Origin of the sequence: Streptomyces sp. M41 (assembly GCF_043673425.1) — a bacterium.
GTDB lineage: Bacteria > Actinomycetota > Actinomycetes > Streptomycetales > Streptomycetaceae > Streptomyces.
The window spans coordinates 225,132-237,848 of the sequence record NZ_JBIMKE010000005.1 but is presented as its reverse complement, the minus strand read 5'-3'; the positions used below and the strand labels follow the sequence as shown (position 1 = coordinate 237,848).

14 protein-coding genes and 1 tRNA gene are annotated in these 12,717 nt (G+C 69.6%); 10 read left to right on the top strand and 5 right to left on the bottom strand.

Annotated features, from left to right (window positions below; translation table 11 throughout):
• Window positions 1-50 precede the first annotated feature (50 nt).
• Window positions 51-794, top strand: coding sequence for an AAA family ATPase (locus tag ACHBTE_RS09575; protein WP_394723149.1), 744 nt, complete (start codon window positions 51-53; stop codon window positions 792-794).
• Between the two features lie 122 nt (window positions 795-916).
• Here ACHBTE_RS09575 and ACHBTE_RS09570 read toward each other — a convergent pair whose 3' ends face one another.
• Complete coding sequence (locus tag ACHBTE_RS09570; protein WP_394723148.1) at window positions 917-1,306, bottom strand: DUF6344 domain-containing protein; 390 nt, start codon at window positions 1,304-1,306, stop codon at window positions 917-919.
• A gap of 347 nt (window positions 1,307-1,653) precedes the next feature.
• On the opposite strand from ACHBTE_RS09570, the gene ACHBTE_RS09565 reads away from it, so the two are divergent.
• Window positions 1,654-1,782, top strand: coding sequence for a DLW-39 family protein (locus ACHBTE_RS09565; RefSeq protein WP_003999697.1), 129 nt, complete (start codon window positions 1,654-1,656; stop codon window positions 1,780-1,782).
• A gap of 431 nt (window positions 1,783-2,213) precedes the next feature.
• Window positions 2,214-3,503: a hypothetical protein gene (locus ACHBTE_RS09560; RefSeq protein WP_394723147.1), complete on the top strand. Its 1,290-nt coding sequence runs from the start codon at window positions 2,214-2,216 to the stop codon at window positions 3,501-3,503.
• A 23-nt stretch (window positions 3,504-3,526) separates the two neighbouring features.
• Here the strand turns inward: ACHBTE_RS09560 and ACHBTE_RS09555 are convergent, their stop codons facing one another.
• Both ACHBTE_RS09555 and ACHBTE_RS09550 read right to left on the bottom strand, forming a co-directional pair.
• Window positions 3,527-5,233, bottom strand: a complete 1,707-nt coding sequence (locus ACHBTE_RS09555; protein ID WP_394723146.1) for a serine/threonine-protein kinase — start codon at window positions 5,231-5,233, stop codon at window positions 3,527-3,529.
• A gap of 358 nt (window positions 5,234-5,591) precedes the next feature.
• Window positions 5,592-6,140 (bottom strand): helix-turn-helix domain-containing protein, encoded by a 549-nt coding sequence (locus tag ACHBTE_RS09550; RefSeq protein WP_394723145.1) that lies wholly within the window; start codon window positions 6,138-6,140, stop codon window positions 5,592-5,594.
• Between the two features lie 181 nt (window positions 6,141-6,321).
• Between ACHBTE_RS09550 and ACHBTE_RS09545 the strand changes: the two genes are divergently transcribed.
• The 4 genes from ACHBTE_RS09545 (at window position 6,322) to ACHBTE_RS09530 (ending at window position 8,538) form a co-directional block, all read left to right on the top strand.
• Window positions 6,322-6,394: transfer RNA gene (locus ACHBTE_RS09545), tRNA-Ala, on the top strand.
• A 410-nt stretch (window positions 6,395-6,804) separates the two neighbouring features.
• Window positions 6,805-6,984: a hypothetical protein gene (locus ACHBTE_RS09540; protein ID WP_394723282.1), complete on the top strand. Its 180-nt coding sequence runs from the start codon at window positions 6,805-6,807 to the stop codon at window positions 6,982-6,984.
• Window positions 6,981-7,601: an RNA polymerase sigma factor gene (locus ACHBTE_RS09535; RefSeq protein ID WP_394723143.1), complete on the top strand. Its 621-nt coding sequence runs from the start codon at window positions 6,981-6,983 to the stop codon at window positions 7,599-7,601. The genes ACHBTE_RS09540 and ACHBTE_RS09535 overlap by 4 nt, the downstream gene beginning before the upstream one ends.
• On the top strand, window positions 7,585-8,538 hold the full coding sequence (locus ACHBTE_RS09530; protein ID WP_394723141.1) for a hypothetical protein: 954 nt from the start codon (window positions 7,585-7,587) through the stop codon (window positions 8,536-8,538). Before ACHBTE_RS09535 ends, ACHBTE_RS09530 begins: the two co-directional genes overlap by 17 nt.
• A 124-nt stretch (window positions 8,539-8,662) precedes the next feature.
• Here ACHBTE_RS09530 and ACHBTE_RS09525 read toward each other — a convergent pair whose 3' ends face one another.
• Window positions 8,663-9,376: a DUF5324 family protein gene (locus ACHBTE_RS09525; RefSeq protein ID WP_394723140.1), complete on the bottom strand. Its 714-nt coding sequence runs from the start codon at window positions 9,374-9,376 to the stop codon at window positions 8,663-8,665.
• 329 nt (window positions 9,377-9,705) lie between these two features.
• On the opposite strand from ACHBTE_RS09525, the gene ACHBTE_RS09520 reads away from it, so the two are divergent.
• Entirely contained in the window at window positions 9,706-10,239 is a 534-nt protein-coding gene (locus ACHBTE_RS09520) for a peptidylprolyl isomerase (protein WP_394723139.1), read from the top strand.
• 103 nt (window positions 10,240-10,342) lie between these two features.
• Window positions 10,343-11,233 carry a rhomboid family intramembrane serine protease gene (locus ACHBTE_RS09515; RefSeq protein ID WP_394723138.1) on the top strand — a complete coding sequence of 297 codons (891 nt, stop codon included), beginning with the start codon at window positions 10,343-10,345 and terminating at the stop codon, window positions 11,231-11,233.
• 301 nt (window positions 11,234-11,534) lie between these two features.
• On the opposite strand, the gene crgA is transcribed toward ACHBTE_RS09515, so the two are convergent.
• A complete protein-coding gene (crgA, locus tag ACHBTE_RS09510; protein ID WP_394723136.1) occupies window positions 11,535-11,789 on the bottom strand; it encodes a cell division protein CrgA in 255 nt (84 codons plus the stop codon).
• 139 nt (window positions 11,790-11,928) lie between these two features.
• Between crgA and ACHBTE_RS09505 the strand changes: the two genes are divergently transcribed.
• Window positions 11,929-12,702: a DUF881 domain-containing protein gene (locus tag ACHBTE_RS09505; RefSeq protein ID WP_394723135.1), complete on the top strand. Its 774-nt coding sequence runs from the start codon at window positions 11,929-11,931 to the stop codon at window positions 12,700-12,702.
• The last annotated feature ends 15 nt before the right edge of the window (window positions 12,703-12,717 follow it).

Below are 12,717 nucleotides of genomic sequence, written 5' to 3'. Positions count from 1 at the left end.
CCGGGCGGGCGCCGAGCCTGATTGTCAGTGCCGGATGAGAGCCTGACGGCATGATCGTCGAAAGGGCGTACGCGCATGTCACCGAGGGCGAGCTGGAGGAGGGCAGCTCGTGGCCCTGGTCGGTGCCGTGTGTGCGGCAGCTGCTGGAGGACGGCCTGAAGTTCAGCGCGCCGGTCACCTTCCTGGTGGGGGAGAACGGCTCGGGCAAGTCGACGCTGGTCGAGGCGTTGGCGGAAGGGTTCGGGCTGGACTCCTGGGGCGGGTCCGCGGGCTACCGATACGCCGGCCCGCGCGAGCCTTCGGCGCTCGGCGGACGGATACGTTTCGAGGCCACGGTGGCCGGCCGCCGCATGCTGCGCGGTCCTCGTACGCGCCGCAGAGGGTTCTTCCTGCGGGCGGAGACCGCGCTGGACGCGCTGGGCCGGGAGCAGCAGACGGGAAGGCTGTCCGGGGCCGTGGACGAGATGAGCCACGGCGAGGGCTTTCTGATGGCCTTCCGCGAGCGGTTCCAGGAGCCTGGGCTGTACGTCCTTGACGAGCCCGAGGCCGCGTTGTCCTTCGCTTCCTGCCTACAACTGGTCGGGGTGCTGCACGAACTGGGGCGGTCCGGTGCGCAGATCATCTGCGCCACGCACTCACCTGTGCTCACGGCGCTACCGGGCGCCGAGATCATCGAGGTGGGTGACCACGGGATGCGTCCCGCTGACTGGCGGGACCTTGAACTGGTCGACCACTGGCGGCGTTATCTCAACGACCCTTGGGCCTATCTCCGGCACATCGTCGGAGAGGGATGAGGTTCGCCGTGCGGCCGTCTTCGGGAGCGGTGCCTGTACGCAAGCTCGCTGCGACGGTGCGATCTGGATAAACGGCGGAACAGAGAGGAGTAACGGGTACGGCTCGGTGTGGAGCCGTGGGTTCAGCGCTGGTGCGGCACGAGCGGCTGGCCCGGGGCGGCGGCGGAGGCGGCGGAGACGCATTCTCCGGACTCCGAGGCCGCCGTGGTGGCCGCTTCCTCGTCCGTGATCGGGCGGTGCCGGCAGCCGGGGGTCTTTCCGTGCGCCTCGGCGCGGATGCGCTGCTTCATCGTGGGGGGCAGCGATCTGGCGTAGGACCAGGCCCACTGAGGCATCGCCGGAACCGTCACCTGCGTGTTGCGGTCGCTGTCGTCGCTGCCGCTCTTGCGGGTCGTCTCGGTGTGCGGTACAGCGGCGGCGGAGGTCGTGGTGACGAATCCGAGCGCCGTGAACAGCGCCAGGAAGGCGGTGACGATGGTGGTCCACAGGTTCATGACCTTGTTCCGGGCCATGGCCCCTCACTTTCGGGTTGGGCGATTTGCGTACTTTCCTCATGATGTGTATGGGGGCCGAGAAATCATGTACCGACGCCCGTGGCGCGTCGATCTTCAGATGAACAGCACTCGGATGGGTGCAAGGCGCCTGAAAAGTCGAGCAAGGTGCGGCAGGCGGGAGGAAGCGGAGCAAAGTCACCGTCTGTCGGGGTGTGATCACCCTCCGATCGGAGCGGTGGAGTCCGCTTCTACTGCGCTGTTCCGGACGGCAGTTGAGCCTCGACGCAGGTCACCGATCGATATCGGTCGGTGTGTATAGTCGGGCGCCAGAGGTCCCCTACGTCAAGGAAAGACGAGGTCGCGCGGTGAAGAAGCTTCTCCTGGTCGCACTGGCCGCCATCGGCGGGCTCCTCGTGTACCGCCAGATCCAGGCGGATCGCGCCGAGCAGGATCTGTGGACGGAGGCGACTGACTCCGTGCCCACGGGTTCGTGAGCCATCACATCGGAAACTGAAGCAGACCCCGACCGCGTTGCGGTCGGGGTTTTGTGCGTTTGGGGGCCGGGCCGTCAGGGGCCGGGGTGGGCGGCGACGTGGCCTCGTCGAGTTGCGGGTGCGTGCCAGAGGCCGTAGAGCCGGGCGTTTCGGACGGTCGTACGGATTGTGGGGGTGACGGGCGGCTGCGCTGGGCAGGATGGGCGACGGCCGTGGGGTGCATGGGCTCGTGGCGTGACGGAACCGGTGGCGGTGACGGAACCAGGGGCGGTGCCTTGAGAAGTCCGGTGCCGTGAGGTGAGAAGGGGCTGGCTGGCGTGATGGGGTGGCGGCGCACGGGGTCGGGACGCCGCTGGCGGGTAGCGCGGTGCGGGTTTCGCTCCATATGTGCGTGTGGGGGCGCACACCGGCGTGGGGGCGCCCGCGCCCGCGTGCGGGGGAGCGTCGCCGGGGCCCTGCTGCTGTGTACGACGGCTGTCCTCGCGGCCCCGGCCGCGCTCGCCGCGGAGACCGTGCCCCCCTACGCCCCCGCGCCGGACGCTCGGTCCGTCCCGGGCGGGGCCAGCACCACGAGCGCCGCGTCCCTGGAACTCGGCGCGACCTACACGAGCTCTCTTCCCGGCGGCGGCGCGAGGGTGGCTTACAGCCTCGGCCTGGACGCCGCATCGGACGCGTATGTCTCCGTGACGGCGATCCCGGCCTCCAGCAGCACCGTCAAGGCCAGTGACGGAATCAAGGTGTCCGTGGAGGGCCCCGACGGCCGTTCCTGCTCGTTCGACACCGAGACCTTCGGCACCGTCCGCAGCCCACGGCCGATCGCGGCCTGGGGTGCGCGCGAGCACTCCGCCCATGGGCCCCGCTGCAAGGGCGCGGGCACCTACTACGTGATCGTCGAGCGCGTCGGCCCGTCCGCCGCCGCGCCGGACGCCTGGGACCTCGAACTCTTCACCGCCTCGGAGCCGCCCCTGGAACAGGCCGGCGCCACCAGCGGCCCCGCGCCCTGGAACTCCGCCTCCCCGGCTCCCCTCGCCGGCGACGGCGTACGCCGTACGGGCGGTGCGGGCTTCGCCTCGGCGGCATCCGTGGGCCAGGGCGTCTGGAGCGCTGCCATCGAGCCGGGCCGCACGCTCTTCTACAAGGTGCCTCTCGGCTGGGGACGGCAGCTGTACGCCACCGCCGAACTGGGCAGTGCGAGCGGGGAGAAGGGTTACACGTCCGGGGCGCTCGACCTGTCCCTCTACAACCCCGTGCGCGACCTCGTCGACGACGCGAGTGCCTCCTACGACGGCGGGCCGACGGCCGCCGCACTCGACCCCTTGCCGCCGGTCGCGTACGAGAACCGGTACGCCATCCCCTCCCGGCACAAGAGCGTGCGGTTCGCCGGTTCCTACTACCTCGTGGTGCACCTCGCCGCGGACGTTGCCGAGAAGTACGGCGACGGGCCGTTCGAGGTGAAGCTGCGCATCCGGGTGGGGGGTGAAGCGCAGGCGGGGCCAGGTTATGCGGGTGAGTCGAAGCCCTCAAGGGTCTTCGAGGTGGCGTCGGGTGAGGATGCTGCTGCTGTTGTGGGTGGGATCGGGGGTGCGGGCGGTGACGGTGACGGCGACGGTGACACCGCGATGACCGTCCTCGCGGTGAGCGGGATCGGGGCGGGGACGGTGGTGCTGGTGGTGCTGGGTGTGTGGGTGGTCGTGGCTCGACGGAGAGCGGGGCTTGAGTAGGCCGGGGCTGTTGTTCGGCGAGCTCAGATGTGGGCCAGTGCCCAGAACCCCACGGCGTAGCAGGCCAGGGCCAGCAGCAGGAGGGGGACCGCCACCTTGGCGGGAGGGCCGGGGCGGCGGGAGACACCGTGGGCCGCGCGGCGGGGGGCTCGGTGTCCGCGGTGGCCGCCGCGGGGGCGTGGCTCGGCAATCGGTGGCGCCGGATGTGGAACCTGCGGGCTCTGAGCGGTGTACGAAGCGGTCGAGGCATCGTCGCGGTGATGCGGGGCGGACGTCGCCGTCGCCGGCGGTGCAGCCATGGGCGTCGGTGTCGGGGGCTGAGGCGGGTAGTGCGGGGCCGGGCGCTGGGGGGACAGGGCGTGCGTCGTGTCGTAGGGGGAGGAGGTGTGGGCGGAGTTCTGCTGCTGTCCGGCCTGGCGGGCCTGGGGCTGCGGCTGTGCGTATGCCTCCCCATGGGCCTGGCTCGGCTGCCGCTGCGGTGGCGGGGGCGTGTGCGCCTGAGGTGAGGAGCCGGTGGGCAGGGGGGAGGAGCCGGTGGACCGAGGCGGCGGCAGATGGAAGCTGCCGGTGTCCGACATGGTGAAGGGCTCGGCGTCGTCGGCGCGTGAAGGGGTGGGCTCGTCGCGGGCGGCGGCCATGTTCTGGCGCGGGTCGCTCGGGGTGGATCCGGAGCTGTGTCCGGAGCCGTCGGAGCGGGAGCCGCGGACGGGGTCGGTGCTGCTCCCGAGGCCGGCGCCCGGGCCGACCGGTGTGGGGCCCGCATCCCTCGATACGGACCCGGTCCCGGGCCAGACGGAGTCTGCGCCCACCGTGGTGGAGCCCGTTCCCACCCCGACCCCCGGTGCCGGTTTGAGCGGCCCCTCAGGCCTGAACCCCTTGGGCAGTGGGCCGAGTTGGTCGAAGATCTCGATCAGCTCGTCGTCGGGTCCGGGCTCCGGCAGGAGCTCCGCGGCAGCGGCCAGGGCCTTGCGCGCACCCGTGGCCGTACGGAAGCGCGCGTGCGGGTCCGGCTGGAGCAGCGAGGCCACGACCTGCCACATCGGGTCGGGAATGCCCTTGGGAGCACCGGGAGTTCCGTGCTCGGTGAAGTACTGGACGAGCGCCTTGGCGTCCGGCTTGGCACCCTCCAGCAGATACAACGCGACCAGTCCTACGGCGAACAGGTCGGCGGGGAAGTCCGGTTCCGCGCCCATCAGTTGCTCGGGCGCCAGGTAGCCGGGTGTTCCCACCACGAGGTTGGTCTCGGTCAGGCGGGGTTCGCCCAGCCGCATCGCGATGCCGAAGTCGGACAGCCTGAGGCGCGGACGTGCGGTGCCGGTGGCCTCGAGGAGCACGTTGGCGGGCTTGATGTCCCGGTGGACGACGCCCTCGGCATGGACGGCGGCGAGTCCGGCCAGGAGTTGGTCCAGGAGCGTGCAGACGAACGAGGGCGGCAGGGGACCGTAGTCCCCCACCAGATGGACCAGGGAGCCGCCGGCCACGAGGTCCATGGTGAACAGGACCTTGTCGTCGTCGGCGGCCCAGCTGGCGGGCGCGAGCACATGGGGGTGGTCGATCCGCAGGGCCTGTTCACGGACGAACCGCAGCAGCGAGTGCGCGTCGCTCTGCTGAAGCACCTTGGCGGCCACATACCGACGGCGGCGGTGGTCCCAGGCGCGCCAGACCGCGCCGACGCCTCCTCGTCCGATCGGGTCGACCAGTTCGTAGCGGGCGGCGAAGACCTCACCCATGGCTGCGCGTCGCTCCTCCCCCTCTGGTTACCCCCTTGCCTCCCCCTCGGCGAGTGAAACGACTCCCCCTCGTCGCTTCCCTCTGCCGTCGCCGGGTGCTTCCCCGTGCGGCCTCCGGGCGCTGCCTTCCGGGCCGACCTCCCCCGTGCGGCCTCCCCGGGCCCCGTGCGGCCTCCCCGGGCCTCGTGCGGGCCTCCCGGACCGGCTCCCCCGGTCGGCCGACGCCCCCGTGCCGACGCCCCGTGTGCCGGGAGCCCCCGTGTGCCGACGCCCCCGTACGTCGACGTCCGCGTCCGCCCGTATGTCGGCCTCGGTGGCCCGCCTTATCCGTCCTGGGTCCTCGGTCCGGGCCCTGCGGTCAGCTCTGGTGGGACTGGTAGTGCGCGACGGCGTCGGAGGTGCGTCCGGCGCCGTACACCCGGAGGAACTCTGCCAGTTCCGGGTGGCTGGGGGCGAGACTGTCCGCGGCTTCGAGGATGTCTCCCGCGGCGGCGACCGAGCGCAGCAGCGACTGGATCTCACGGACCACCCGCTTGACCGTGGGCGCCCCCGAACTGTTCGTCGTCTGCGTGGTGTTGCTGAGCACCGAACCCCCCTGCGACTTCTTGATCTCCTCCATGCGCTCGGTGGCCTCGGCCGCGCTCACGCTGCCGTCGGCGACCTGACCCGCCAGGTCCTGAAGCAGCTGCACCCGCTGCACCACGGCTGGATTGCCGATCTTCGCCCGCTGCCCGCTCATCAGCTGCGACAGCATCGGTGCCGACAGTCCCAGTACCCCCGCGAGACGAGCCTGGTTGAGACCAAGATCGTCGATGAGCTTACGGAAGAGCGCCCCCAGTGGCTCCCCGTACCAGTTCCGCTGCAGTTCCCGCGCTCTTGCGGTGGCTTCCTGCTGTGCGGCGTCCATTGCGTCTCCCCATCGCTTCCCCTGAACCGCGGTTCGCTGTAGCGAACCACGCCGAGCATCTTACGGAGAGTGGTCGTTCATCGGGAGCCCCAATCTTTTTGCGAGATACGGGGGGCGACCCGGTACTCTGGTCTGCGGCGCCCGCCGGAGTGTGGTTCTTCCGGCCGGACGTTCCTCTTCCGGGGCCTTAGCTCAGTTGGTAGAGCGCTGTCTTTGCATGGCAGATGTCAGGGGTTCGACTCCCCTAGGCTCCACACCTCGGACCGGTCAGATGCCCTCGTGGCCTCTGGCCGGTTTTCGTATGCCCTGGTGGCTGGGCGGCCAGGGGCGCGTGACGTGTGTCACGCGGCGGGCGGCGAGGGCGTTGCAGGTCGTTGCAGTTGTTTGCGCAAACGCGTGGGTTATGTGAAGCCTGTGAGGGGCTTGCGCAGGTGGCTGACGTGGCGCCCGGGTGGCGTGCGCCGACCCGGAGTCCTTGTGTGAGCTGGCGTGAACGCAATCGGGTAATCAGAGGGATGCGCTCCGTTAAGAAAGTCTGTGCGGGAGTTGCACACACGGCCCGTTGCAAACGTCATCGTGGGCGGAGGGCGTAAACACACGCCGTCCCGAGGCCACCGGGGGTGCTGAGAGGCCTCGCCTGACATCAGGAAGGCACACCAGCACAGTGACCATGGACATTGCCGGTGAGGTGATCCTGGCGGCGCTCGCCCTACGGGTGTTCGGCCGCGACACGGTCGTCCTGCTGCGCCGACTGGCCGCGGCCGGCGTACGTGCGGGGATCAGTGAGATGCGGCGCGACCTCTCCGAAGGCCCCAAGGGCGTGCACCAGGAGGGGCAGGCATGACACAGGACCTGCCGAGCCCGGCATCCCGCGCACCGCGCATGAAGAAACTGCCGCCGGACTTCGAGGCCTTCCACCAGATGTACAGGCCGCTGTACGTCAGCTGGGCCAAGTCCCGGCTGGGCAACTGGCATGACGCCGAGGAAGCGGTCGACGCGGCCTTCGAGCAGCTGCTGAAGGCATGGAGCACCGTGCTGTCCAAGGAGAACCCCGCCGCGTACGCCTGGCGCGTCCTCAAGAACAGCACCATCGACCACTCCCGGACCCGTGACCGTCGCCCGGCGCTCATGGGCGAGGCTTTCGAGACCGTGGCGCTGGGCCACGCCGTGGACCCCATCAGCCAACTCGAGGAGAGCCTCAACCTCTACGCGGAGATCGGCCAACTGCCACCGCGTCAGATGGACGTCGCCCTGCTGCACTTCGGGCTCGACTACAGCGCGGTCGAGATAGCGGCGGCCCTCGGCATCACCCCGGCCGGCGTGCGCTCCACCATCCGCCACGCCAAGCGTCGCCTCCAACACGCCTACGGCGTCAGGGAGAACCTCACCGACTCGGGCAGGGACGGGGACGACTCCCGCGGGCACGCCGAGGAAGGACAAGCTGATGACATCGCCGATTGACGACCTGCTCGCCCGGGCTCGCCTCCACCGCCGGCCCTACCCCCAGGCAGCCATAGACGCCGCCGTAGTACGACTGTCCCTGCGCGCGGCCTCCCTCTCGGGCGCCCCCCGCCCGAACCCCACACGCGCTCCCCGCCTGCAGGCACCGCCCGTCCTGCCTGGCCGCATCCCGGCCCTCCCGCCCCACGACGAGCGCTCAGCCGCCGACGACCTTCAGACGCTCTGCGAGACGGTCATCACCCACGCCGACGCCCTCACCGACCTCGAGGAATTCCTAAGTCGAGCCCTGCCCTCGCCTCCCGGTGCCCGCGTCCTCGGCTGCATGCTCCAGCTCTGCTCACGGGAGGAGTCGGCCCGCTTCTGGTGGCAGTACGCCGCCGGTGCCGGAGACGCCGCCGCCAGCTACTGCCTCTATCTCCACCACCGGTCCCTCGGTGAGCACGGCGTGGCCGACTGGTGGCAGACCCAGCACGCCCGCTACACCCGCAGCGTCCGCCCAGCCGACGGGCACCCCAGCAACCCCGGCCCGGGAGGTGAGGGCACCGTCCTGGTCGGCACCACCATCCGCGTCTGCGACCCGGCCTCCGGTACCGAGGACGAGATCAGTACCACCCTGCGCGTCCTGCGCGCCCTGAAGCCCGACAGCTCACCGGTCCCCGAGCCCGTCAACGCCGTCCTGCACTATGTCCCCGCCGCCGTCGCCTATGTCGACGACGACCTGGACCTCCCCCTGCCCGACCCCGACTTCACCGACCGGATACGCGCCCTCGTCGCGCCCGCCGCGCCCGTCGCACCTCCCACGGCAACACCGGAACGGCCTCGGCGGCGTGGACGGCAGGCGTCGCCGGCCCTGCCGCCACCGGCCCCCCTGCCCTCGCGCCCACGCACCCGGGATCCCGCCCCCGCGCCGGACACGACCGACCCCGACGCCGCCTGAGCGCAGCCAGCCCCGCGGGGGAACGCGACCGATGTTCCACGTGAAACATCGCGGTGGGGCAGGAGACCCTCAAGTCTCCCGCCCCACCGCACACTTCGCTGTGCCGATGGGCACAGATCTCACATCACTGGCCCTCGTCGCGCCGGGCCGCTTCCTCCTCGGCCTCCTTCGCCTGGACCTCGGGATCCAGGGCGGACTTCCCACTGCCGTCCACCGAAGCGAGCCGGGTCGACTCCGGAACTTCGGTCGCGGCGGGCGGCTCGACCAGCCAGTCCGGGTTGGCTTGCTTGTCCCACCACTTCCAGGCAGCGAAAACAGCGCCCGCGAGAACGCCGAACACCGCCAGCCCCTTCACCACACGGCCCGCCTTCGCGCGCCGCTGATGCTTGCGAACCAGCTTCTGGACCTCCTTCGGCGAGACCTGACCGCGCAGCGCGGCCAGCGCGGCGGCACCGCGCGCGGTGGCCTCGTCCCTGACGGGCCCGGCCGCGGCAACCGCCTGCTCGATCTTCGGCCGGGAGTAGACGGCGGCCTGCCGGGCAGCCTTGCGGGTGCGGACGGCGGCCTCATGAGCGGCTTGGTCGACCTTCGGCGGCACATGCGCACGGGCCTGCTCCAGACGCGGTGCGACATGGGTGCCGTACTGCATACGCGCCTGTGCACGGGCCTGCTCGGTGGCCTGTGTCACCACTGGCGCGAGCCGTACGCGTGCCTCCTGCGCATAGTGCGCGGCCCTGTCCTTGGCGGTGTCGGCGTACGGCGCCACCACTTCCGCGGCGTGCAGCACGCTGTCCTTCGCCGAGCCGGTCGCGGCGCGCACGCTGTCGATGCGGGTCACGGGTTTCCTCCTCCTCGGTGGCGTACGGTAATTCGACTTTCCACCCTTTTACGGATCATGCCTGCCGGAACGCCCCGCGGCATGTGTGGGCGGGCATTTGGGTGCCGATGAAACTGTGAGTGAGTGCGATAACGGATCAATGCGGGGCAACGCGGGCTTGCCGTCGACAATGCCACGGTTCGCCGTGTCGCGCTCCCGTCGCGGGACTACTCGACCGGTTTTCCGTAAACGATCTGCCGGGTTGCCGGGCGGTGAACGAGTGCCGGGCGACGCGGGCCGCCTTCCATGCGAGGATCAGGGGGTCACAGGAAGACAACGGAAGGCAGATCGTGGCTGAGCAGCTTTACGCCACCCTGAAGACCAATCACGGCGACATCCAGGTCCGGCTCCTCCCGAACCACGCGCCGATCACGGTCAAGAACTTCGTCGAGCTCGCCCAGGGCGAGCGTGAGTGGACGAACCCCGCCACCGGAGAGAAGTCCACGGCCAAGCTCTACGACGGCACGGTCTTCCACCGGGTCATCAGCGGCTTCATGATCCAGGGCGGTGACCCGCTGGGCAACGGCACCGGTGGTCCCGGCTACCAGTTCGAGGACGAGTTCCACCCGGACCTCTCCTTCGACAAGCCGTACCTGCTGGCCATGGCCAACGCCGGCCCGGGCACCAATGGCTCGCAGTTCTTCATCACGGTCTCCCCGACGACCTGGCTGAACCGCAAGCACACCATCTTCGGTGAGGTCACCGACGCGGCGAGCCAGAAGGTCATCGACGGCATCGCCACCACCCAGACCAACCCGCGCACCGACCGTCCGCTCAAGGACGTCGTCATCGAGTCGGTCGTCGTCGAGACCCGCGAAGGCTGAGTCCGGCACCTCCCGCAGGGAACCAAACGCCCCGCTCGTCCGTAAGGATGAGCGGGGCGGTGCATTGAGGACATGCATCGCGTACGACGACCGAGGGGACCTCATGGACCAGCCGGCAGGCAGCTCACAGGACGCCCAGAGCGTGCCCGTCTGCTACCGCCACCCGGACCGCGAGACCGGTGTCCGCTGCACCCGCTGCGAGCGCCCGATCTGCCCTGAATGCATGGTCAGCGCGTCCGTCGGCTTCCAGTGCCCCAACTGCGTCCGCAGTGGTTCCGGCACCGGGCACGCCCCGACGGCCTCCCAGCCCCGCACCCTGGCCGGCGGCACCATCGCCGCCGACCCCCGCCTGGTCACCAAGATCCTCATCGGGATCAACGTGGCGGTGTTCCTCGCCGTGGTGGCGGGATCGGAAACCCTGCTCAACGATCTGGTACTCCGTGGCGCATGGCCGCCGGCGCCCTTCACGCCCGTCGAGGGCGTCGCGGGAGGCGAGTGGTACCGCCTGGTCAGCTCGATGTTCACGCACGAGGCGCCCTGGCACCTCGGCTTCAACATGCTCAGTCTGTGGTGGCTCGGCGGGCCCCTCGAAGCAGCCCTCGGCCGTGCCCGTTACCTCACCGTCTACTTCGTCTCCGGACTGGCGGGCAGTGCCCTCGCCTATCTGCTGGCCGCGCCGGACACGGCCACGCTCGGCGCCTCCGGAGCTGTCTTCGGCCTCTTCGGCGCCACGGCCGTCCTGATGCGGCGGCTCGACTACGACATGCGGCCGATCATCGCCCTGCTGGCGATCAACTTGGTCTTCACCTTCGCCCCGGGCTTCAACATCTCCTGGCAGGCGCACATCGGGGGCCTGGTGGCCGGTGTCATCACGGGCTATGCGATGGTCCACGCCCCGCGTAAGAACCGGGCCCTGGTGCAGTACGGCACCAGCGCGCTCGTGCTGGCCGTGGTGGTGCTCCTGACCCTGCTCAGGACGGCTCAGCTCACCTGACGTACCCGGTTGTCCACAGCGGGTGGCGGATCGTGTGCACCTTGCCAGGGAACAACTGTGCCCCCTGTCACTGACCTGTGTTTCCGCAGGTCAGGCAGGGGGCGAACAAGTTTTCGGGACGCGGTGTCGACCGATAGTTCCGTCACACCGGCGTCAACGTCCGAGAGGTTATCCACAGATCGTCGTTCTTTTTCAACACTGTGGAAAACGGCTGTGGATAACTCAGCGGATAGCCCTGGGCAGAGCTATGTTCACCAGGAAGTCGCCGCCCCTCGATCCGCCGCTCGCCATCGCTTCGGCGTTACTTCCACTGTGTGGAGACGCCGAATCCGGCGGCGATGAAGCCGAAGCCCACGACGATGTTCCAGTTGCCCAGCGCGTCGATGGGCAGCGAGCCGTCGGTCACATAGAAGACGACGATCCAGGCCAGGCCGATGACGAACATGGCCAGCATCACGGGTGCGACCCAGGAGCGGCTGTTCAGCTTGATGGCGGTCGTCTGCTTCGACGGCGGCGGCGTGTAATCGGCCTTCTTGCGGATACGTGACTTCGGCACGAGGGTCTCTCCTGTCGATGCGCTGCGTGGCCGCGCAGGGAACTGTGGCTGGCTCGGGGCAGCGTACAAGGGGACTCTTTGCTCCCCCGGGCGTCCGTTAGCGTAGTGCTTCCGTGGCGCTGAAGGAGATAAGGGTACGTTGAGCAATTCTGCCGACTCCCCCGGGACAGGATCCAGCCCCCGCGGCCGGTTTCGTCCGGTGCGGGTGCTGACCGCGGCCGTCTTCGCTCTCGCGGGGCTCATCTTCTTCACCAGTTTCAACACGGCCAAGGGCACCGATATCCGTACGGACGCCTCGCTGCTGAAGCTTTCGGACCTGATTCAGGAGCGCAGCCGTGAGAACGGTGAGCTCGATGAGACCAATGGGGCGCTGCGTGACGACGTCGAGGCGCTGGCGGAGCGGGACGACGGCAGCACCAAGGCCGAGGACGACAAGCTGGCCGCGCTGGAGAAGAAGGCCGGCACGCAGAAGGTGACCGGCGAGGCGGTGACCGTCACACTCAACGACGCGCCGCCGGACGCCACGGCCAAGCTGCCCGGGTATCCCGAGCCGCAGCCCGACTACCTGGTCATCCACCAGCAGGATCTCCAGGCCGTGGTCAACGCGCTGTGGCTGGGCGGGGCCAAGGGCATCAAGGTCATGGACCAGAGGCTGATCTCCACCAGCGCCGTGCGCTGCGTGGGCAACACGCTTATTCTCCAGGGCCGGGTGTATTCACCGCCGTACAAGATCACGGCCGTCGGTGATCCGGAGAAGTTGCAGAAGGCGCTCGCGGCTTCGCCGTCGATCCAGAACTACATGGTGTACGTCAATGTCTACGGTCTGGGGTGGAAAGTCACCGAGGACGGGACGGTGACTCTGCCGGGTTACTCGGGCACAGTGGATCTGCAGTACGCCAAGCCCGTGGAGTGAGCCTCTGGAGCTGCC

What these genes read in the sequence shown, in the direction of transcription:
- ACHBTE_RS09515 (WP_394723138.1), top strand. Translation starts at nt 10,343, where the DNA reads ATGGACCAGCCGGCAGGCAGCTCACAGGACGCCCAGAGCGTGCCCGTC.
- ACHBTE_RS09570 (WP_394723148.1), bottom strand. Translation starts at nt 1,306, where the DNA reads ATGGCCCGGAACAAGGTCATGAACCTGTGGACCACCATCGTCACCGCC.
- ACHBTE_RS09530 (WP_394723141.1), top strand. Translation starts at nt 7,585, where the DNA reads ATGACATCGCCGATTGACGACCTGCTCGCCCGGGCTCGCCTCCACCGC.
- ACHBTE_RS09535 (WP_394723143.1), top strand. Translation starts at nt 6,981, where the DNA reads ATGACACAGGACCTGCCGAGCCCGGCATCCCGCGCACCGCGCATGAAG.
- ACHBTE_RS09575 (WP_394723149.1), top strand. Translation starts at nt 51, where the DNA reads ATGATCGTCGAAAGGGCGTACGCGCATGTCACCGAGGGCGAGCTGGAG.
- ACHBTE_RS09550 (WP_394723145.1), bottom strand. Translation starts at nt 6,140, where the DNA reads ATGGACGCCGCACAGCAGGAAGCCACCGCAAGAGCGCGGGAACTGCAG.
- ACHBTE_RS09555 (WP_394723146.1), bottom strand. Translation starts at nt 5,233, where the DNA reads ATGGGTGAGGTCTTCGCCGCCCGCTACGAACTGGTCGACCCGATCGGA.